The sequence below is a fragment of the Parageobacillus galactosidasius genome, from assembly GCF_002217735.1.
GTDB classification, from domain to species: domain Bacteria; phylum Bacillota; class Bacilli; order Bacillales; family Anoxybacillaceae; genus Parageobacillus_B; species Parageobacillus_B toebii.
Genome location: NZ_NDYL01000001.1, coordinates 970187 through 990918 on the forward strand (window position 1 = coordinate 970187; position 20732 = coordinate 990918).

At 40.7% G+C, this 20732-nt stretch carries 23 protein-coding genes and 2 pseudogenes; 17 read left to right on the forward strand and 8 right to left on the reverse strand.

Going from position 1 to position 20732, the window contains the following annotated elements; genetic code table 11:
- The first annotated feature begins 46 nt into the window (after positions 1-46).
- From B9L23_RS05140 to queF, 9 genes and pseudogenes are all read left to right on the forward strand, one after another.
- Entirely contained in the window at positions 47-1561 is a 1515-nt protein-coding gene (locus B9L23_RS05140) for a spore germination protein (RefSeq protein WP_089096996.1), read from the forward strand.
- Between the two features lie 14 nt (positions 1562-1575).
- On the forward strand, positions 1576-2661 hold the full coding sequence (locus B9L23_RS05145; protein WP_062753601.1) for a Ger(x)C family spore germination protein: 1086 nt from the start codon (positions 1576-1578) through the stop codon (positions 2659-2661).
- Positions 2662-2686: 25 nt separating this feature from the next.
- On the forward strand, positions 2687-3799 hold the full coding sequence (locus tag B9L23_RS05150) for a GerAB/ArcD/ProY family transporter (RefSeq protein ID WP_089096997.1): 1113 nt from the start codon (positions 2687-2689) through the stop codon (positions 3797-3799).
- Between the two features lie 176 nt (positions 3800-3975).
- Positions 3976-4641: a 7-cyano-7-deazaguanine synthase QueC gene (queC, locus tag B9L23_RS05155; protein WP_012749558.1), complete on the forward strand. Its 666-nt coding sequence runs from the start codon at positions 3976-3978 to the stop codon at positions 4639-4641.
- Positions 4638-5072 (forward strand): 6-carboxytetrahydropterin synthase QueD, encoded by a 435-nt coding sequence (gene queD, locus B9L23_RS05160; protein WP_012749559.1) that lies wholly within the window; start codon positions 4638-4640, stop codon positions 5070-5072. The genes queC and queD overlap by 4 nt, the downstream gene beginning before the upstream one ends.
- Positions 5073-5074: 2 nt before the next feature.
- Positions 5075-5806 (forward strand): 7-carboxy-7-deazaguanine synthase QueE, encoded by a 732-nt coding sequence (gene queE / locus B9L23_RS05165; RefSeq protein ID WP_041269599.1) that lies wholly within the window; start codon positions 5075-5077, stop codon positions 5804-5806.
- 29 nt (positions 5807-5835) lie between these two features.
- Positions 5836-6003: pseudogene (locus B9L23_RS05170) on the forward strand (preQ(1) synthase); the annotation flags it as partial.
- A 145-nt stretch (positions 6004-6148) separates the two neighbouring features.
- Complete coding sequence (locus tag B9L23_RS05175) at positions 6149-6994, forward strand: hypothetical protein (protein WP_089096998.1); 846 nt, start codon at positions 6149-6151, stop codon at positions 6992-6994.
- A 210-nt stretch (positions 6995-7204) separates the two neighbouring features.
- Positions 7205-7534: pseudogene (queF, locus tag B9L23_RS05180) on the forward strand (preQ(1) synthase); the annotation flags it as partial.
- A 67-nt stretch (positions 7535-7601) separates the two neighbouring features.
- Here queF and B9L23_RS05185 read toward each other — a convergent pair.
- The 3 genes from B9L23_RS05185 to B9L23_RS05195 all read right to left on the reverse strand — a co-directional run bounded on the left by B9L23_RS05185 (position 7602) and on the right by B9L23_RS05195 (position 8879).
- Positions 7602-7778 (reverse strand): YkvS family protein, encoded by a 177-nt coding sequence (locus B9L23_RS05185; RefSeq protein ID WP_012749561.1) that lies wholly within the window; start codon positions 7776-7778, stop codon positions 7602-7604.
- A 133-nt stretch (positions 7779-7911) separates the two neighbouring features.
- Positions 7912-8505 carry a cell wall hydrolase gene (locus tag B9L23_RS05190; RefSeq protein ID WP_062677465.1) on the reverse strand — a complete coding sequence of 198 codons (594 nt, stop codon included), beginning with the start codon at positions 8503-8505 and terminating at the stop codon, positions 7912-7914.
- Between the two features lie 179 nt (positions 8506-8684).
- Complete coding sequence (locus B9L23_RS05195) at positions 8685-8879, reverse strand: hypothetical protein (protein WP_012749563.1); 195 nt, start codon at positions 8877-8879, stop codon at positions 8685-8687.
- A gap of 174 nt (positions 8880-9053) precedes the next feature.
- Between B9L23_RS05195 and B9L23_RS05200 the strand changes: the two genes are divergently transcribed.
- From B9L23_RS05200 to B9L23_RS05215, 4 genes are all read left to right on the forward strand, one after another.
- Complete coding sequence (locus tag B9L23_RS05200) at positions 9054-9677, forward strand: hypothetical protein (RefSeq protein WP_062677463.1); 624 nt, start codon at positions 9054-9056, stop codon at positions 9675-9677.
- A 119-nt stretch (positions 9678-9796) separates the two neighbouring features.
- Positions 9797-10546 (forward strand): glucose 1-dehydrogenase, encoded by a 750-nt coding sequence (locus tag B9L23_RS05205; RefSeq protein ID WP_062677462.1) that lies wholly within the window; start codon positions 9797-9799, stop codon positions 10544-10546.
- 152 nt (positions 10547-10698) lie between these two features.
- Positions 10699-10944, forward strand: coding sequence for a YueH family protein (locus B9L23_RS05210; RefSeq protein ID WP_062677461.1), 246 nt, complete (start codon positions 10699-10701; stop codon positions 10942-10944).
- Between the two features lie 100 nt (positions 10945-11044).
- The gene (locus B9L23_RS05215) at positions 11045-12307 is read left to right on the forward strand and encodes an ATP-binding protein (RefSeq protein WP_089096999.1); all 1263 of its coding nucleotides are present in this window, start codon (positions 11045-11047) and stop codon (positions 12305-12307) included.
- A 55-nt stretch (positions 12308-12362) separates the two neighbouring features.
- Here B9L23_RS05215 and B9L23_RS05220 read toward each other — a convergent pair whose 3' ends face one another.
- The 5 genes from B9L23_RS05220 to B9L23_RS05240 all read right to left on the reverse strand — a co-directional run bounded on the left by B9L23_RS05220 (position 12363) and on the right by B9L23_RS05240 (position 15290).
- Positions 12363-13001, reverse strand: a complete 639-nt coding sequence (locus B9L23_RS05220; RefSeq protein ID WP_015863251.1) for a nitroreductase family protein — start codon at positions 12999-13001, stop codon at positions 12363-12365.
- Between the two features lie 109 nt (positions 13002-13110).
- Positions 13111-13407, reverse strand: coding sequence for a hypothetical protein (locus B9L23_RS19880; protein WP_141103837.1), 297 nt, complete (start codon positions 13405-13407; stop codon positions 13111-13113).
- Positions 13391-13606: a hypothetical protein gene (locus tag B9L23_RS05230; RefSeq protein ID WP_089097000.1), complete on the reverse strand. Its 216-nt coding sequence runs from the start codon at positions 13604-13606 to the stop codon at positions 13391-13393. The genes B9L23_RS19880 and B9L23_RS05230 overlap by 17 nt, the downstream gene beginning before the upstream one ends.
- 23 nt (positions 13607-13629) lie before the next feature.
- Positions 13630-14391 (reverse strand): alpha/beta fold hydrolase, encoded by a 762-nt coding sequence (locus tag B9L23_RS05235; RefSeq protein ID WP_081189160.1) that lies wholly within the window; start codon positions 14389-14391, stop codon positions 13630-13632.
- A gap of 92 nt (positions 14392-14483) precedes the next feature.
- The gene (locus tag B9L23_RS05240) at positions 14484-15290 is read right to left on the reverse strand and encodes a Cof-type HAD-IIB family hydrolase (RefSeq protein ID WP_081189161.1); all 807 of its coding nucleotides are present in this window, start codon (positions 15288-15290) and stop codon (positions 14484-14486) included.
- 174 nt (positions 15291-15464) lie between these two features.
- Here B9L23_RS05240 and glcT point away from each other — a divergent pair, with 174 nt between their 5' ends.
- From glcT to ptsP, 4 genes are all read left to right on the forward strand, one after another.
- On the forward strand, positions 15465-16322 hold the full coding sequence (gene glcT, locus B9L23_RS05245; protein ID WP_081189162.1) for a glucose PTS transporter transcription antiterminator GlcT: 858 nt from the start codon (positions 15465-15467) through the stop codon (positions 16320-16322).
- A 271-nt stretch (positions 16323-16593) separates the two neighbouring features.
- On the forward strand, positions 16594-18621 hold the full coding sequence (ptsG, locus tag B9L23_RS05250; RefSeq protein ID WP_081189163.1) for a glucose-specific PTS transporter subunit IIBC: 2028 nt from the start codon (positions 16594-16596) through the stop codon (positions 18619-18621).
- 100 nt (positions 18622-18721) lie between these two features.
- Complete coding sequence (locus B9L23_RS05255; RefSeq protein ID WP_041269604.1) at positions 18722-18988, forward strand: phosphocarrier protein HPr; 267 nt, start codon at positions 18722-18724, stop codon at positions 18986-18988.
- Positions 18988-20709: a phosphoenolpyruvate--protein phosphotransferase gene (ptsP, locus tag B9L23_RS05260; protein WP_015863258.1), complete on the forward strand. Its 1722-nt coding sequence runs from the start codon at positions 18988-18990 to the stop codon at positions 20707-20709. Before B9L23_RS05255 ends, ptsP begins: the two co-directional genes overlap by 1 nt.
- The last annotated feature ends 23 nt before the right edge of the window (positions 20710-20732 follow it).

The following is a 20732-nucleotide window of genomic DNA, read 5'->3' on the forward strand; positions in this document are numbered from 1 at the left end:
TCGATTGGAAGACTATCCCTCAAACGGCAAGTACGAGGGGATCATTATGTCCATTTTTTCCTTTTTTAAAAAAACGAAGACAAACGGTGGGGAAAAAACGCTGCAACAATTATTGAATAAGCTGCGTCAATCTAGTGATTTCATTACAGTCGAGTTTGCCGTAAACGGTCATTTGCTTGCCATTTACTATTTTGATTCGCTAGTGGACCCGAAAGTGCTGCAGCAACACGTTCTCTGCCATCTGCAAAATGATGTGCCGAAAAATCCAGATATAAAGCTGGAAGATTTGCAAAAGATCATACCGATTCAGCGGATTGAAGTAACGAACGATGTGCAGATGATCGAAGAAAAAATATTAAAAGGGTTTGTGGCTGTTCAGTTACAAAAGACAGATAACCGTGTTGCACTCATTAATATAGCAAATGAAAGTTTAGGGCTGCGGTCAAACAATGATTCAGAAAATGAATTTAGTGTCATCGGACCGAAAGTGGGATTTATCGAAAACATTGGTACTAACTTACATTTAATCAGAAGGCAAATCGTAACGCCCAATTTAGTGTTTCGGGAAATGGAGCTTGGTACAATATCAAAAACAAAAGTGGTTGTCGCGTATATCGATGGAATTACGAATAAGCAGACGATCGAAACCGTGATCCAGCGACTCGAAAATATCCATTTTGACATTATTCTTGACAATTCCCTTATCGATCAAATGCTTTCCGATAACTCGAATTCTCCGTTTCCGCTTTTTATCTCAACGGAACGGATTGACCGTGCCGTTTCTGCGCTTGCGTCTGGTCAAGTTGTTGTTCTTTGCGATGGTTCGCCATATGTTGTCATCGGCCCGTCGACTTTTTTCGATTTTTTTACTTCACCGGAAGATTATTATTTACCATGGATTCTTGGATCATTTGTCCGGCTGATTCGCGTTTTTGGCATTATGATTTCCGTGCTGGCTTCGCCGATTTATATTGCGGTATTAACGTACCATTATGAAATGATTCCGAAAGATTTGCTTGGACCAATTATCTATTCCCGTTCTAACGTACCGTTTCCGCCGGTATTGGAAGTGTTATTTTTAGAAATCACCATTGAACTGCTTCGCGAAGCGGGCGCGCGCCTGCCGACAAAAGTGGCGCAGTCGCTTGGGGTCGTCGGCGGTATTGTGATCGGACAAGCTGCGGTGGACGCAGGGCTGACAAGCACCATCATGCTCATTATCGTTTCACTTGCCGCTTTAGCTTCTTTTACGACACCGATTTTTAAAATGTCCAATACAATTCGCTTCATCCGCTTTCCCATTATTTTATTTGCGACATTTTGGGGCGGAGTCGGAATTGTTTTCGCCGTCTGTTTCCTATTAATTCATTTAGGAAGGCTGCAATCATTTGGCAATCCATATTTAGTTCCGTTTTATCCGCTGCGCATTCGCAATTTCAAAGATAGTATTATCCGTTTCTCATACAGCCAAACAGTGCAGCGACCAACGTTTCTTCGCCCGCTTTCCTTGTTCCGCTATAATCCGGCGAAAGCGAAACAAAAAGACGATATCGACGAGTAAGAAAGGGGTCGAATATGAAGCCGCTTCTGGTCATTGCCGCATCGGTCTTTTTACTTGCCGGCTGCAAAAGCTCGCGCGTTATTGATGAAATTCAAATTATTCAAGAAATGGGCTATGACTTTCATGACGGAAAATATGTAGGAACGGCGGTATATCCGACGTTTAAACAAGGACCGATGACAAAGCCGAATTTATTAACGACATCTTCGTCAACGGTGTATGATTTAATTCCCCGCCTTTCTTCCAAGTCGGCATTGCCGATTGAGGAAGGGCAGCTTCGTTTAATTTTATTTGGCAAAGAATTTGCCAAACGGGGAATTATACAAATCACCCATAGTTTGGCCCGCAACAATAAAGTGGGAAGCCATTTGCTGTTAGGTGTGTCGTCAGGAAGCGCACGTGAGCTATTGGATATTACGGCGAGCACTACTTTGAGCGATACGCTGTACTTGCCTAATCTAGTCGAACAAAATGTCCGTTCGATGAATTTGCCAAAAACGAATTTACATTTGTTTTTATATAACTATTTTTCAAAAGGAAGCGATCCGTTTTTGCCTTATTTTGAGAAAAAGGGGGATTTTGTGAAATTAGAAGGGCTTGCATTGTTTAAAGATGGAAAATATGTGGGGAAAGTGAGTTTGCGTGATTCATTTTTGGTAAAAATTTTATTAAATGAAACAAAAAAAGGAGTATATCAGTTAAAAGTAGGGAATCGGGGAAAACAAGGCGAGGACCGGGTGATGCTCGAAAATTTATTTGCGACATCCAAATATGAGTGGAAAAGGAAAGGGAACCGCCATGTTCTACATATTTTTGTTCATATTCACGCTTCTGTCAGAGATTATCCGTCTTGGCTCGATATGCCGCATAAAAATATTTTCTCTACGGTGAAAAAGAAGATGGAAGATGAAATCGAGCGCGATATTCGCCGCCTGCTCCGCTATTTTCAAGAAAAAGAGATTGACCCGCTTGGCATTGGCGAATTTGTCCGCAGCGAAACAAGGAATTGGAATGCAGACGAGTTTTATCGTGAATATAAAGATTTAGAAATCAAGCCGCATGTAACTGTCGACATTATACAAACAGGGATCGGTGAGTGACGCGAGCGGATGGGGAGGTATTTTTATGAATCAAGCAATGAAAGAGCGATTCCTTATCTCGCCCTTTTTGGTGTTTTTTCTCATTAATAGCACCCAAGTGGGAATTGGAATGCTTAGTTTTCAACGCTTGGTGATGAAAGAGGCGGGGCACGATGCGTGGATAGCTGTTATCCTAACGGGAATTATTGCCCATTTATTAATTTGGATCATGTATCAACTTTTCGCTCATTCCCCTGATGCTGAAGATATCGTTTCTATACACCAACGCTATTTCGGCAAATGGATCGGCTTTGTCTTTAATTTCGCTTTGCTTGTTTATTTCTCTTTATTAGCGTTTACGGTATTGCAAACGTATATTGAGATTATTAAAATTTGGATGTTTCCTCTGATGGGGGCATGGCAGTTCAGCCTTATTTTTTTAGCGCTGGCTTATTACACCGTATTAGGAGGATTCCGCGTTGTCACGGGGGTATGTTTTTGGGGCGTCGTGATTCCGTTGCTCACCATTTTTCCAATGTTGTTTTTCCCGCTTGAATATGCCCATTATCGCAATTTGCTGCCGGTGTTTGACCATTCGATCGGTGAGATTTTTGCGGGTGCGAAAGCAATGTCGCTGCAATATTTAGGAATGGAAATGCTGATGGTATATTACCCGTTTATCCAACAGCCGGAAAAATCTCATAAATGGGCGCAATGGGGAAGTGCGTTTACGACCCTCATCTATTTAAGTATTATGCTGGTCTCGATTCTTTTCTATAATGAAGAACAAATTCAGCATATCACTTGGCCGACATTAACGCTGGCGAAAATTCCAGCAGTGCCGTTTATTGAAAGGATGGAGTACATTATCATTTCCATTTATGTGCTGGTAGTATTTCCAATTATTTGCATTGCGGTATGGTCGGCTTCGCGCGTTGCGAAAAAATTGTTTTCCATCAAGCAGCGCCGCTTTGTTCCTGTGATTTTGTTATTCTTATTTATCGGGACATTGTGGTTCGAAGAAAAAGAACAAATCGAACGGTTGAACAAATGGACCTCTACGATCGGCCTGTATTTCGTCATTTTCTATATTCCTGCTTTATACATATATGTGAAGGCAGCGAATAAAATAAAAAAAATAATGCAATCCAAAAGCTGAATGTGGTATAGTTTAAAAGGAAAAAACAGAAGAAAAATTCCGTACGAACGTACGGGAGAGGTTTCTAGAACAACCCTCTATAAAAAACTAGGGACGGCTATATCCTTAGGGGGTATAGCTTTTTTGTTTTAGAACGCCTCTTCTTCTGGAAAAATCGGAAGGGAGTGCATCGAAAAATGAAAAAGGAAAAAGCGATTGTCGTCTTTAGCGGCGGCCAAGATAGCACGACATGTTTATTTTGGGCGCTAAAGCAATTTGACGAGGTAGAAGCGGTGACGTTTGATTACGGACAGCGTCATCGCCTGGAAATTGAAGTGGCAGCTTCCATTGCGAAGGAACTTGGTGTTCCACATACGGTATTGGATATGTCGCTATTAAATCAATTAGCGCCAAATGCGCTTACGCGGAGTGATATTGCCATTGAACAAAATGAAGGGCAATTGCCATCAACGTTTGTCGATGGGCGAAATTTATTGTTTTTGTCGTTTGCCGCGGTGCTTGCAAAACAAAAAGGAGCGCGTCATCTCGTAACAGGCGTATGTGAAACGGATTTTAGCGGCTATCCGGATTGCCGCGATATATTTATTAAGTCATTGAATGTAACGTTGAATTTAGCGATGGATTACCAATTTGTCATTCATACGCCACTGATGTGGCTGACGAAAGCGAAGACGTGGAAGCTCGCCGATGAGCTCGGCGCGTTTGATTTTGTGAGGACGAAAACATTAACTTGCTATAACGGCATCATTGCTGACGGCTGCGGGGAATGCCCGGCTTGTGTGTTGCGAAGACGCGGGCTTGAAGAGTATATGAAAGAAAAGGAGGGGGCAAATCAATTATGATACATCAACTTTATCCGCAAGTATTTCACAATTACCGATACGAATTGAATAAAGATATGCATATTGCTGCCGCGCATTTTATTCCTCATGAGAAAGCGGGAAAATGCGCAAACATGCATGGACATATATACACCGTGAACATTACGGTGGCAGGAGATGAACTCGACGATGCAGGTTTTTTAGTAAATTTTCAAGAGTTGAAAAAGCTTATTCATGGGAAACTGGATCATTCGTTAATGAACGAACATCAAGATTGGTTCAATGATCAAAACAGCAACGATTTTCCGACAAGCGAGGTCATCGCTCGAAAAATCTATGAAACGGTGCAAGCGTATCTTGATACAATGCCAAACAAGCCAAAGTGTTTGCAAGTGTTCGTGCGGGAAACGCCGACAAGCTATGTTGTTTATCGGCCGAAAGCGGGGAAATGATCATGGCAAAAAAAATTCCCGTGCTTGAAATTTTCGGACCGACGATCCAAGGGGAGGGAATGGTGATCGGGCAAAAGACGATGTTCGTCCGCACCGCCGGCTGCGACTACCGCTGCCGCTGGTGCGATTCCGCTTTTACATGGGATGGGTCGGCAAAAGAGGAAATCCGACAAATGACGGCGGAGCAAATTTGGGAACGGCTGTATGAACTCGGCGGTGACCGCTTCAGCCATGTGACGATCTCGGGAGGAAATCCAGTTCTCATTCAAGCGCTTGAAGAGCTTGTAGTATTATTAAAAAATAAAGGAATCCGCATTGCGGTCGAAACACAAGGAAGCCGCTGGCAAGATTGGCTGTATCATATCGATGATATAACCATTTCGCCAAAACCGCCAAGTTCAGGGATGGATACCGATTTTGCCATGCTCGATCACATTGTGGGAAAGTTGGCGGGTGCGGGAAGGGCGTCTCATATGAGCTTAAAGGTCGTCGTGTTCGATGAAATCGATTTCGACTATGCGAAAAAGGTGCACCGACGCTACCCGGACATCCCGTTTTATTTGCAAGTCGGCAATGCCGATCTAGCAGAAGCGGATGATGCGGCGCTGCGCACGCAGCTTTTGGCAAGGCTGGAGTGGCTCGTGGAAAAAGTGGCGCAGTCGAACGAGCTGAACGACGTGCGCGTCTTGCCGCAGCTGCACACCCTGTTGTGGGGGAACAAGCGCGGCGTGTAAATATAAATTTAGGAAAGGAGAAAAAAACGATGGCAGGAAGAAAAGAAGAAGAGTTAAAAGATCTTACGCTATTAGGAAACCAAGGGACGAAATATTTATTCGAATACAGCCCAGAGGTGCTGGAAGTATTCGAAAACAAACATCCTGACCGCGATTATTTCGTGAAGTTCAATTGTCCGGAGTTTACGAGCTTGTGTCAATGAGGGCACACTTCAGTGGTGACACTGTCGGCTAAACCTTGTGAATTCAGGGGAAGAGAATAAGGGAGAAAATAGTAGAAATAGTATGGGAGTTGGTATACAATACAAGCAATAAGAACTTATGTTCGTGGAGGTGCTTGTATTGTCGCAAACTCCTTGGAGAGATAAAGAGTGGTTTATAAGCCAGTTTATTTATGAGGGAAAAAGTATTAATGAATTATCGAAAGAATGGGGGCTTGATTGGTCTAGTGTTGACAGATGGCGTCAAATTCATGGGCTTCCCAAACATTCTGAAAAAGAAAAAATTATTCAGTGGTATGGCATTGAAATTTGGAACAATATTGTAGAAAGAAAAAAGCACAGTTATTCCGTTGCTAATAAGAGGAAAGCGGAGATCATGTATAAAAATAAACGGTATGAAGAAATTCATGGGGTGGAAAAAGCACAAAAAATCAAAAATAAGATTTCGCTTTCCAATAAAAATGTGAAGAGGTCGACCAGTTTTAAGGAAAATTTGTCTGCTAGGCAAAAAGGACGAAAAAATTCAAATTGGAAAGGCGGATTTTATAGTTCACATGTTTATAAGGAAGTTGATCGTATATATGTAAAACAATATGTATTGGATACATGGAATAAGCATATTGTTATTGAAAGAGATTATACATGTGAATCTTGTGGTAAAAAGACAATAGCCTGCAATGGCCATCATGTCTTGTCTTTTACTAAAATTTTTGATGCCATTTGCTTTTATTTAAGCCAAGTTAATCAATTAAATACGATGTCCGTAATAACTCAAATGCATATTTTTCACAAACAACATCATGATAAAATTTATAAATGCCTATGTCCTTCCTGCCATCAACATATTCATAAGCAAGATAACTTTGCTATTAGAAACTGGGAAGAAAACCAACTTCTTTATCTCTTAGAACCTTATTTCTCCAACCCTGAGCCAAGCCTCAAATTTAGGGGGAATGCAGGAGACTAGGAAATCCAAATGTTCTCTAAATTTGAGGAAGGTGCAGAGACTATCGAAATCACTCCAACATGAAGCGAGTAAGAGTAGTGTTGGAGGAAGAGAGTAGAGTACACCATGATGATGTAATATACATCATTATGGTGGAAGCGCAAGGGTTCTTATTCAATATCGCAGTTGAATAAGAATAAGATATAGTCCACCTGTTTGTTAAAACAGAGGCCAAAAACCGGACAACCGGACTTCGCGACGATTTACATTAGCTACATTCCCGATAAAAAATGCGTCGAAAGCAAATCGCTGAAGCTGTATTTATTCAGCTTCCGCAACCACGGCGATTTCCATGAGGATTGCGTCAATATTATTATGAACGATTTAATTAAAGTGATGGAGCCGCGCTACATTGAAGTATGGGGGAAATTCACGCCGCGCGGCGGCATTTCGATCGATCCGTATTGCAACTGGGGACGTCCAGGAACGAAGTATGAAAAAATGGCGGAATATCGCTTAATGAACCATGATTTATATCCGGAAAAAGTAGATAACCGCTAAAATGCGCATCTTTATATAAAACAGTCAGAGGCTGTTCTAAGTGAAAGAACAGCCTCTGTTTTCGTTTTTACTCAATAATTTTGTAATTTTTATGATTGACGACGGTCCGTTCTTGTAAATCCAATTCTCTATAATTTTCCATATACGTTAAATCAACGATGACAGAATTTTCATTGACTTTTTCAACGATTCCGCGCAATCCGTTTTTAAACTCGATAATGTCGCCAACTTTTGCTTTTTTCATATTCATTCTCCTTTTTTATTTATTTACTGTGTTTGTTATAGTTTGCCTTATTTTCTTTTTTAAGTAAAGGGGGCTTTGTCTCTTTTTTTATCATTTCTTAATAAAGAAAGGAGCTTGTGACAAAGCTCCTTTCTTACTTGGCAAATACGTGATTTCCAATGACAATGGTGACCTGCTTAGAGCGCAGCCATTTGCTTTTCGCCGTTTTTGGATTATAGAAGTACACTGAACCATTTCCTAAACCGCGAAAAGCAAGTGCTTCTTCAACGGCGCGACGTGATTCACGGTCTGCCGGTTGATTAATCGTTCCATTTTGTACCGGCGTGAATGCATAATGGCCGCCAGAGCGCTCATAAATAACATCGCGAATCGTATTTGGGAAATCAGGATGATCGACTCGATTCAACACGACAGTTGCTACGGCTACTTTTCCTGCATATGGTTCCCCTTTTGCTTCTGCGTGAACGAGACGGGCTAATAAATCTTTTTCACTTGCAGAAATCGTTGTTTTAGGAATAACTAACTTTTCACCAGGAAATAATAGATCTGTATACTTATCATTTTGTTTTTGTAGCTGTTTTAATGGTACGCCGTATTGTTTTGCAATGTTCCAAAGCGTTTCTCCAGGTTTTACTGTATGAGTTGTAGCTGCACTAGCAGCATGGCCTCCAAATAAAAATGCACTACAAAAAATGGATGCTAGCATCCACTTCCTTATCTTTTTCATAAAATTCCCTCCTTCTTGTTAACTCGCTACTAGAGTAACAAGGATTTTTGATTCTATCATCATCTAAATGTTGGAAAATTGCGTTTTCCGTTGATATTGCTAGTTTCATAGGGGGTATGGAAATTTTTTCGGCACAGAAAAAACGCCGATTTTCGCACTGGAAAATCGGCGTTAATTGATTAGCTTCGAGGTTTTTCGAGATAATGGTAAATGACGTTTCCTCCTCGCTGAGCAATGCCACGGAAATGTTTAAAATCATTTTGTTTTACAAGAACGTTGCGAAACGTGAGAAAATCTTCTTTTTTTACTAGTAGTTCTGAAATTGTTCCATTGCGCAATTCATCGAGAAGTTTAGCGGCTAATTTTTCATCCACCGTTTGTTCACCTCAACCGATGAATGTTGTCACAAATATTATGGTACCGCAATAGTGTTTTAGGATAAATACCCATTTTTTTTAAGGCAAACACCCTTTGCTTGTTTTCACATAAAATATGGATGGGTATGTATCATAATCATACCTTAATGAAAAAATGAAGGGGAGAGGAATATGAGTCACTGGAATTCGTATAAGGATGATCCATTTTTTTATGAACAGGACCATAATCATAATGAAGAAGAAAGAGTAGAGAACAACATGCAGTGGCCAGAAAACAATGCACCGCAAAATGTACAAATGCCAGCTGCACCAATGGAGAATGTGCCAATGCCACCTGTACAAATGCCTGCTGCGCAAATGCCTGTTGCACCAATGCCAATTGCTGTCTATCCTTTTCCATCAATGTGCGGCTGTCCTCCTGTGACCTGGTGCTGTCCGTATCCGATGGCAGAAGCAATGCCAATGCCATCGTTTGCAGATGACGGTTTTGATGGCCCGGATATGGCACCACAAACGATGCCGCTTGGGATGGAAAATGCACCGAACCCGACGATGGGGGATACAGATCCAATGAGTGAAGATCCTGATTCTGTTGCACCAATGACAATGCTGACTCAAGGAACGTTTGCACCGTCTCCAATGTTTCCGGTCGCAGGGATGGCTCCAACCGTTCCATTTCCTATGTGCGGTCCAATAATGCCAGGGCCGACAGCGTATTATACACCAGCTCCTTACTACGGTGGAGCGGCGCCATACAGTCCATTTTTCTCAGCTCCTTATGTTCCATATCGGTAAACATCCAAAAAGACCGCTATGTTGCTGCGGTCTTTTTTTGATGAAGAAAATAGATAACTATAAACAGTTTTGATGGTATACTTTTGTTAGAAAAAAACGAAGAGAAAGGCTGAAAAACGATGAATTTTTCAAGAAAAGTGGTTATCGTAACTGGAGGAGCAAATGGAATTGGAAAGTCCATTGTTACGATGTTTGCGGAAAAAGGAGCGAATGTCGTGATTGCTGATATTGCGGAAGAAGCAGGAGAGAAACTCGCTTTAGCGTTGAGGGAAAAAGGACTCGAAACTCGTTTTGTTCCAACCGATGTTCGAAAAATAGATGAAATAGCGCGCCTTATGAAAGTAACGTTTGAAACGTATGGTTGTTTGCATTATTTAATTAATAATGCGGGTGTGTCAAGATGGAAATCTCCATATGAGTTAACGGTGGAAGAATGGGATGATGTGCTGAATACAAACTTGCGAAGCGTCTTTTTTGGATCACGTGAAGCCGCGAAATATATGCGCAAAAATAAAACAGGCGGAGCGATTGTAAACATTGCTTCAACAAGGGCGCTTATGTCTGAGCCGAATTCGGAAGCATACGCCGCGTCGAAAGGCGGAATTTTATCGTTGACTCATGCTTTAGCCGTTTCGCTTGCCGATGATCGTATTCGTGTGAATGCCATCAGTCCAGGATGGATTGAAACAGGGGATTATGAACAGTTGCGGGAAATCGATCATACGCAGCATCCAGCTGGGCGTGTCGGCAAGCCGGAAGACATTGCGCGCGCTTGTCTTTATTTGTGTGATGATGAAAATGATTTTATTACAGGGGCAAATATTGTCATTGACGGTGGAATGACGAGAAAGATGATTTATGCTGAGTAAAATTTACATAATTATCAAGTTCATCTTTTGTTTAATAATAAGCATAAATATCCATTTCTAAGAAAAATTATAAACCGATTTGAATTGAACGGTGGACATTGATTTGTTAAAATATACGAAATGTAAGATGCTATAAAGGATGGGGTATCAAGATGAAAATTCGCAAAGCAGTATTATTCGATGAACGGACGCCCATAAATGTTTACATTTACGAAAATAAAAAAGAAGAATATATTGTGGTAGCCATTCCTGATCTTGAGTGGTCGTTTTTGATCCGCTATGAAGAAGAAACAGAAACATTAAAAGAACGGTTAGTATCATCATTGACAAAAGCAGTTCCAAAAGAACATGTAGAAATGCTTGTAAATAAATTGTTATATTGGGTGCACGAAATGTAAATGATTATAGTAAAACCACAGCGGATGAGAAGGCGGTGGGGCTCTTTTTAGCTTCGCCGCTTTTTCAATATGATTCCGCAAGTTAGGAGTTCGATGATGCGTGTTCACAAAATCGAAGATTATTATGTTTTATTTATTATTTAGCGTATGTTGGATTATAGTAACCGATATCATACTTCATTTCTTTCATTTTCACCGCGATATGTATTTAATGATTAGTACGGCAAAAGGCGGAGTTTTTATTCTTCTTTCTGCTATTTTTCTTTATAAGATGTTAAAAAAGAGCGAACAGTTGCAAAAAACGGCAGAGAATGAGCAACAGCTTTCTACGTTGATTAACTCTATGCCTGATTTTGTTTGTTTTAAGGATAGTGAAGGCCGTTGGCTGCGCGTAAACGATTTTGGACGACGGCTTTACCATTTAGAGAACGTGGAGTATAAAGGGAAAACAGATCGCGAACTTGGTGAAATCGTTCCGTTTTTTAAAGAGGCATTTCAAGGCTGTATCGAATCGGATAAAAAAACTTGGGAAAAAGGAACATTAACTCGCAGTGAAGAATCATTTCAAACTCCTGATGGTGAAACCAAAACATTTGATGTCATTAAAGTTCCGCTTTTTGAGGAAAACGGAGCACGAAAAGGATTGCTAACGATTGGCCGCGATATTACCCAGCAAAAGCTGGCGGAAGCATTGCTTCTAAAAAAAGAAAAGTTATCTGTGTTAGGAGAACTTGCCGCAGGGATCGCTCATGAAATTCGCAACCCATTAACATCGATGAAGGGGTTTATACAAGTCATGCAAGAAACCCGGCAAGTGAACGACACATATATTAACATTGTATTGAGTGAATTGGAGCGGATTAATCAAATTGTTAGTGAGCTTTTAGTGTTGGCGAAACCGCAAAGCCATGATTATAAACCGTTTTTTCTTAGCGATGTGATTGGATATGTGGTCAATTTAATTGGACATGAAGCAACATTAAACAATGTTTATATATCGTTAGAAAACAACATACCACAAGCATGTATTTATGGGGATAAAAACCAAATCATTCAAGTTTTTATTAATATTATGAAAAATTCCATTGAAGCAATGCCGGATGGAGGAACGATTCATCTGCGGGTATGGAAGGAAAATCAAACAATCCATATTACGATTTCTGATACAGGTATCGGTATTTCCAAAGAACGGCTTCAAAAAATTGGTGAACCGTTTTTTACATTAAAAGAAAAAGGAATGGGACTTGGATTAACAACAAGCATGAAAATTGTGCAGGAACATAAAGGAACGATCGAAATAGAGAGCGAAGTTGGCAAAGGGACAACCGTGCATTTGTCTTTTCCAGCTTATGAAAAAAGATGACCAAACGACATTGGTCATCTTTTTTCATTTCTGCTGAACAAAGCGGGCGTCCGAATTATCGTTCTACCCAAGTAGTAATTGCTTCAATAGGCAACCGTGTTGTACGGCGGGCGGGGGCGATGCTTTTTCCGATTGTAATGAGCATAACTGGAATATAGCGGTCAGAAATATGAAATTCTTGTTTAAATTGTTCAGCGTTGAAACCGCCGATTGGGCAAGTTGCCCATCCTTTTGCCGTCGCAGCTAGCATAAGCTGCATGGCTGCAAGCGAGGCGTTGCTAAATGCTGCGTCACGAACGTATTCTTTATTTTTGTACGCTGCTTCAATTTGTTGGGCAATTCTTTCTTTTATTTCTGTAGACATTACCCCTTCATTTACTAACGGATCATATACTGCATCGGTGTTTCTATTTGCTTCTAAATCACCTAATACGGCAATGACAGCAGAAGCGTCGACAATTTGTTGTTGGTGATAGGCAATTGGATATAAACGTTGTTGCGCTTCTTTTCCATGAATAATAACAAAATGCCAGTGCTGCAAATTCCATGCTGACGGTGCTTTTCCCGCCAATTCAATGATTTCTCGCAATTCTTCCTTACTTATAGAAACATTCGGGTCGTATTTTCGTGTGGATTGCCGCTCGTTAATGACAGTAAAAAAGTCTTTTGCGGGTGTATGAATAGCATTTCCCATGTTGTTCCCTCCATTTTATTATGCGATTTAAAAGGATAATTAACTAACTTTTTGTAACTAAAATAGTTTGTTATCATCGTAAATTTATCTTTTGTTTTTGTCAATTTTTTTATCGTGGGAGCCGTCGAATTTTTTGGCGCACTCTGGCATATTTAGCTAATGATTGGATTAAGTGCTTGGCCGTATTAACAAAACTGGCCGGTGCCGCGTTGGGAGCAAAATTCGCTAGGTTTTCTTGGAATGGTTTACTTTCTGTTGTCGCCGGAATGGTTTCCCGTGGTGAAGCAACACTGATTATTGCTGGAATTGGATTGAAGACAAAGCTGTTGTCGCCTGATTTATTTACTGTTTTTGTGTAGTAGTTCTTGTAGCAATGCGCACCTCCGTTATTAAAGGCGATTTTCATGCGAAAGCAAGCCGCTATACAGGCGGAGTAACAAAAATGAAGGAGGCGAATGATGTGCCTCCTTTGTTCTTTCACGAACGATTTTTTTCGCTTGTTTTGCCGTATCAACACTATCTTTTGCCATCTCCGCCTCTGCTTTAGAAACGGTTGGGTTAGCTACTTCTTGGCTTACTTTATTTTGCCGCCCTTTTTTTGACATTGTTTTTCCTCCCTTCTTCCATTTTACGTTATACAGTATGTCTTCAAAATCCCGTTTAATTCGCAGTGATGTTTGGTTGGAATTTGATGGCGTGCGTTTTCAATATAGATGATTTTCGCATGGGGTACATTTTTCCTGAACAGCTTCTCATATGGATGCATATAGTAATCTCTGGCGCCATAAATAAGAAGGATTGGCATGCGCAACAATGGAAGGCGCTCCGTACAGGAATATGTTAACCCTTTTTCGTACATGTTTACTAAATCTTTTTTATTGACCAATCGCACATATTGTTTTATTTCTTGTTGTCCTTTTTTATTTTTTTCATGCGATTTGGCTAATACGTTTGCAAGTAAAGAAATAGCGCCGATTTTTGCTGCATAAATGCCAAGCAAGAATTCATAACGCAATAAAGCAGTACATACTTCAGAGAATCCGCCAATTAAAATGAGCTTTTTTACTTTATGAGGATAGCGTAAGGCAAATTCTAACGCAATGGATCCACCGTTAGAATAGCCGCAAATAATCGCTTGCTTTACGTGAAGTGTATTGAGCAAGCGGCAAATATCATCAGCTAGCAGCGGAATCGTAATCGGACGATTCGACGGACTGCTTTTCCCATTGCCGCGCATATCATACATGATGATGCGGAAGTGGCTTGATAAAGATTGTTGATGACGGAAAACGATATGACCCATTCCAGGTGGATGAATGAATAAAATTGGTGTACCGCTCCCCATCTCTTCATAGTAAAGACGAACGCCATCTTCTACAATATATGGCATAGTAAACCTCCTGTTTGCACGACTACTCATAGTATGAATCTAAATAGGGAAAAATATGAAAAAAGAGCTGGCGTTTTTTAGTGAGCCAGCTCTTATTGCATCATATTTGGTGTAGGAATGTTTTTAAGAATCATGTGTATCCCTTCACTTACTGAATTGATCACATATTGTGCTTCTTTTTTTACATTAGGATGAGCATGAGACATGGCAAAGCTGTAAGGGGTTAGACGAAACATTGGAGTATCGTTAAACGCATCGCCGAAACAAGCGATTTCATTCGGCTGCAGGCGAAGATGTTCCATTAAAGTGCGAACCGCATTTCCTTTGCTAATGTTTTTTGGCATAATATCAAGACAGTTCGGTTCTGAAATAAACGTATCGATGTGATTGCCAAACTGACGCGTTATTTTTTGTTCGAATTCGACAATTTGTTCATTTGCTGCTAATACAGTAATTTTCGACGGATGAATATCTTTGCCGATGGAATCAAGGATGTTTGGACATTCATATAGCCCATAAAATAGACGTTTTTCTATTTCCGCTGTATTTTCGTTCGTTTCTTCAATAAAATATGTATTTTCATTGCAAACAAGTACAATCGCTTCCAATTCTTTTGCTTGTCGATAAATTTGTTGCGCTAGCTGCGGGGAAAAAGTCGCTGCATGAAGCGGCAAATTCGTTTTTGTGTAAATGAACGCACCATTTTGACTAATACGATGCGCTTTTTGTTCCAATTCTTGCAACACTTCTAAAATTTCATTATCCATTCGGCCGGATGCAATTGCAAAATCAATTCCTTGTTCCACTGCTAATTGAATGGCGAGTTTATCTTCTTTTTTAACGTGGTTATCCAATCCAAGCAGCGTTCCGTCCAAATCGCTGACAATCAGTTTAATCAATGTTGTTCCCACCTTTCCTTCCCAATTGTAACATGCTTTTCATTATAGGGGGAGAAAAATGAATATACTCACATTTCGTTGTTAAGAAAAAATCCATATTTATTCATTGACGATTGAGAGATCGTTGCGTAATATGATAATATTGCAAACGTTTTATTAAGGGAGTGGGGCTTTGTGACAGAGTCCTTTCGTGTGGAAAAAGTGCTGAATAATAACGTGTTAATTGCTTCACATCCAACGTATGATGAAGTAGTATTGCTCGGAAAAGGGATTGGATTTGGAAAGAAAAAAGGGGATTATATTGAACAAAGTGCCGTTGAAAAATGGTTCATTTTAAAAAATGAGCGGGAACAAGAACAGTATAAGAAATTGCTGCCGGAGCTTGACGAAGAATTTATCGGGCTGATGAACGAAGTAATCCAGCACATTAAACAGCGAGTCAACGCTCCGTTAAATGAACATATTCACGTTGCACTTACTGATCATATTTCGTTTACGCTAAAGCGATTAAGGCAAGGCCTTGATTTAAAGAATCCGTTTTTAGTGGAAACGAAAAGCTTATATCCGCTAGAATATGAAATTGCATGTGAAGTTGTCGACATGATTAACCGAAAATTAGGAGTCGAGCTTCCGGAAGGAGAAGCTGGGTTTATCGCGCTACATATTCACAGCGCAATTTCGAAACAAAGCCTTTCTGAAATAAATCAGCATTCACAATTAATTACCAAACTCATTCAAATTGTCGAACAGCAGCTTAATATCAAGATTGACCGCAACAGCATTCCTTATTTGCGGTTTGTCCGTCATTTGCGTTACGCAATTGAACGCATAAAAAAAGGAGAAAAAGTCGAAGAACCAAAAAAATTGTCGAAAATCTTGAAAGAAGCGTATCCACTATGCTATAATACTGCATGGAAATTAATAAAAGTGATGCAACAAACGTTACAAATGCCAGTAGACGACGCAGAAGCGGTTTATTTGACAATGCATCTGCAAAGACTTGCTAAAAAGGAAACAGAAACAATAGAATAAATTTGTCTCGCTTTACGTGTTACTGATTCGATCAGGCATGAGTAAAGAAGACAAAATAGGACAGGCAAGAGGGGTCACTATTCCTCTTGTTGTAAGCGTTCTATTTTTGTCCTTCTTTGCTCATGCCTTTCGTTTTTATTTGCATGTTGTCAACAAGTCTGATGTCTAGCATGTTCTTTTTTAAGAAAAGAGCAAAACAATTTCTATTTGTCGTACATGAACATAACGTTTGTTGCAAAACTTATATACAAAGAAAAAGGAGGGTATTAAAATGAAAAGAGCATTTGGTACGCTACAAAAAGTCGGTAAAGCGCTTATGTTGCCAGTGGCGATTTTACCGGCGGCAGGAATTTTGCTTGCTTTTGGTAATGCCTTAAAAAACCCGGCTTTAACGGATAAAATTCCTGCCTTAAAAGCAGATTGGGTCGTGCTTGTTTCCAATGTGATGGAACAAGCAGGCGGCATTGTGTTTTCGAACCTTTCGCTCCTCTTTGCGGTTGGGGTGGCGATTGGACTAGCCGGCGGTGACGGGGTTGCCGGACTTGCTGCAATTATTGGTTATTTAATTATGAATATCACCATGAGCGTGATATTAGGCGTTACGCCGGATATGGTCGGCGACAATCCGGCATTTGCGAATATATTAGGAATTCCGACATTACAAACTGGCGTATTCGGCGGTATTATTGTCGGTATATTGGCTGCTTATATGTATAATAAGTATTTCAACATTGAATTGCCGCAGTATCTTGGCTTTTTTGCCGGAAAACGATTTGTGCCAATTATTACAGCGGCATCTGCGGTATTGCTTGGAATTGTTATGACATGGGTATGGCCGCCGATTCAGCATGGTTTAAATGCGTTTTCCCACAATATGATTGACGCGAATAAGGCATTAGCAGCGCTTATTTTCGGGATTATTGAGCGTGCGCTGATTCCGTTTGGATTGCATCATATTTTCTACGCGCCATTCTGGTTTGAATTTGGCGAATATGTCAATAAGGCCGGACAAGTAGTGCGTGGCGACCAAAAAATCTTTTTCGAGCAATTAAAAGATGGTGTAGCATTAACAGCGGGAACATTTATGACAGGAAAATTCCCATTCATGATGTTTGGCCTTCCAGCAGCGGCGCTTGCGATTTATCATGAAGCACGTCCAGAAAACAAAAAAGTGGTAGCTGGTATTATGGGTTCAGCCGCTTTAACTTCGTTTTTAACAGGGATTACGGAACCAATTGAATTTTCCTTTTTATTCGTTGCACCAGCGTTATTTGCGATTCATACGATTTTTGCGGGATTATCCTTTATGGTTATGCATTTATTAAATGTAAAAATTGGGATGACTTTCTCCGGTGGGGTTATTGACTTCTTGCTATTCGGTGTATTGCCGAACCGGACAGCATGGTGGCTTGTCATTCCAGTCGGATTAGCATTTGCGGTCATCTATTACTTCGGATTCCGCTTTGCGATCCGCAAATGGGATTTAGCAACACCAGGACGTGAAAAAGCGACAGAAGAAGAGTCAACAGTAAAAGCAGAAGCGGACGATCTTCCATATGAAGTGTTGGCGGCGCTTGGCGGTAAAGAAAATATTGCTCATTTAGACGCGTGTATTACACGTTTGCGTGTTTCGGTCAACGATATTAAACAAGTTGATAAAGACCGCTTAAAAGCGTTAGGCGCAGCGGGCGTTTTGGAAGTCGGAAACAATGTACAAGCGATTTTCGGACCAAAATCCGATATATTAAAAGGACAAATTAAAGATATTATGGAAGGCCGCGCTCCATCACGAGTGAAGGAAGAGCCGCAAAAAACAGCGGTTCAAGAAACAAAAGAATCGGCCCAAGTGGAGGCAATTGCTTCACCGCTTTCGGGAGAAATCGTTCCACTTTCTGAAGTGCCAGATCAAGTCTTTTCACAAAAAATGATGGGTGACGGTTTTGCGATTATGCCAACAGACGGAACAGTGGTTTCTCCTGTTGATGGAAAAATTGTGAATGTATTCCCGACAAAACATGCGATTGGTATTGAGTCTGTTGGTGGGCATGAAATTTTAATCCATTTTGGTATTGATACGGTCAAATTGAATGGCCAAGGCTTTGAAGCTCATGTTAATCAAGGAGACGAAGTGAAAAAAGGTCAGCCTATTTTAAGCGTTGATTTAGAGTATGTGAAAAATAATGCTCCTTCTATTGTGACACCAATTATTTTTACGAACTTGCAGCCGAATGAAAGTATTCATGTCAAAAAGCAAGGTGCAGTAACAAAAGGAGAAGATCGCATCGTTGAAATTAGTTAACAAGGCGAATTTTCTGATTAAAGATTTTTTTAATTGAATGTAGTTACTATTATTTGATATTATGACAAACGAAAAAATAAGGAAAAGGGGAATGACGACAATGACTGAAAAAGTGTTTACAGTAACTTCAGAATCTGGAATTCACGCTCGTCCAGCAACTATACTTGTACAGACAGCAAGCAAATTCAACAGCGATATTCATTTAGAATACAACGGAAAAACGGTAAACTTAAAATCGATTATGGGCGTTATGTCTTTAGGAATTCCAAAAGGCGCTGAGATTAAAATTACTGTGGAAGGGGCAGATGCAGCAGAAGCAATGGCAGCATTAACGGAAACATTATCTAAAGAGGGTCTTGCACAATAATGATAAAAACCATTCAAGGAATTGCTGCATCGAGCGGTATTGCCATCGCAAAGGCATACCGCTTAGAGACCCCTGATTTTGTTGTAGAGAAAAAAGTTGTTTCCGATCCGCAGGCAGAAGTTGCACGTTTCGAAGCAGCAGTGGCGAAAGCAACAGAAGAGCTAGAAATCATCAAGCAACATGCTTTGCAACAATTAGGGGAAGATAAAGCTGCGATTTTTTCTGCTCACCTGCTTGTATTAAATGATCCAGAATTATTAAATCCAGTCAAAGAAAAAATTAAGACAGAGCAAGTGAACGCGGAATACGCGTTGAACGAAACGGCGACGATGTTTATTTCCATGTTTGAAGCAATGGATAATGAGTATATGAAGGAACGCGCCGCTGATATTCGCGATGTAACGAAACGTGTACTTGCTCATTTACTTGGAGTTACGATTTCCAATCCAAGCCTTATTTCCGAAGAAGTTGTGATTATTGCCGAAGATTTAACTCCATCCGATACAGCTCAATTAAACCGCCAATACGTAAAAGGGTTTGCAACCGATATCGGAGGACGTACATCCCATTCTGCCATCATGGCGAGATCGATGGAAATTCCAGCTGTTGTCGGTACGAAACAAGTGACAGCAGAAGTTCAAAATGGTGATGTTGTGATTATCGATGGATTGGATGGACAGGTTATTGTCAATCCATCGGATGAGGTGCTCGCACAATATGAAGAAAAACGCGCTCGCTATGAAGCGCAAAAAGCAGAATGGGCAAAACTTGTACATGAAAAAACAGTGACAAGCGACGGGTATCATGTGGAACTAGCTGCTAACATCGGTACACCAGATGATGTCAAAGGAGTACTCGAAAACGGAGCCGAAGGAATCGGATTATACCGCACGGAATTTTTATACATGGGCCGTTCCGAACTGCCAACAGAGGAAGAACAGTTTGAAGCGTATAAAACAGTGCTTGAACGAATGGAAGGAAAACCTGTTGTTGTTCGTACGCTTGACATCGGCGGGGATAAAGAGCTTCCATATTTGGATCTTCCAAAAGAAATGAACCCGTTTTTAGGATTCCGTGCCATTCGTCTTTGCTTAGAAATGCAGGACATGTTCCGCACGCAGCTTCGCGCTTTGTTGAGAGCGAGCGTATATGGCAATTTGAAAATCATGTTTCCGATGATTGCAACGCTTGATGAATTCCGTCAAGCGAAGGCGATTCTTTTAGAGGAAAAAGAAAAATTGCAGCGCGAGGGTGTACCAGTGGCTGACGATATTGAAGTCGGCATGATGGTGGAAATTCCGGCGGCAGCTGTACTTGCCGACCAATTTGCCAAAGAAGTAGATTTCTTTAGCATTGGCACCAATGACTTAATTCAGTATACGATGGCAGCAGACCGCATGAACGAACGCGTTTCATATCTTTACCAACCGTACAATCCAGCGATTTTGCGCCTTATTAGCAACGTCATTGATGCTGCGCATAAAGAAGGAAAATGGGCTGGAATGTGCGGCGAAATGGCAGGCGATGCGATCGCCATTCCGATTTTGCTCGGTTTAGGGCTCGACGAGTTTAGTATGAGCGCAACTTCTATTTTGCGCGCACGTTCGCAAATGAAAAAATTATCAAAAGAAGAAGCGGCGCGCTTTAAAGAAACCGTCCTCTCGATGAGCACAGCGGAAGAAGTAGTTGCATTTGTGAAACAAACATTCCATATAGAATAAATCAATTAGCGGTGGAATGCATT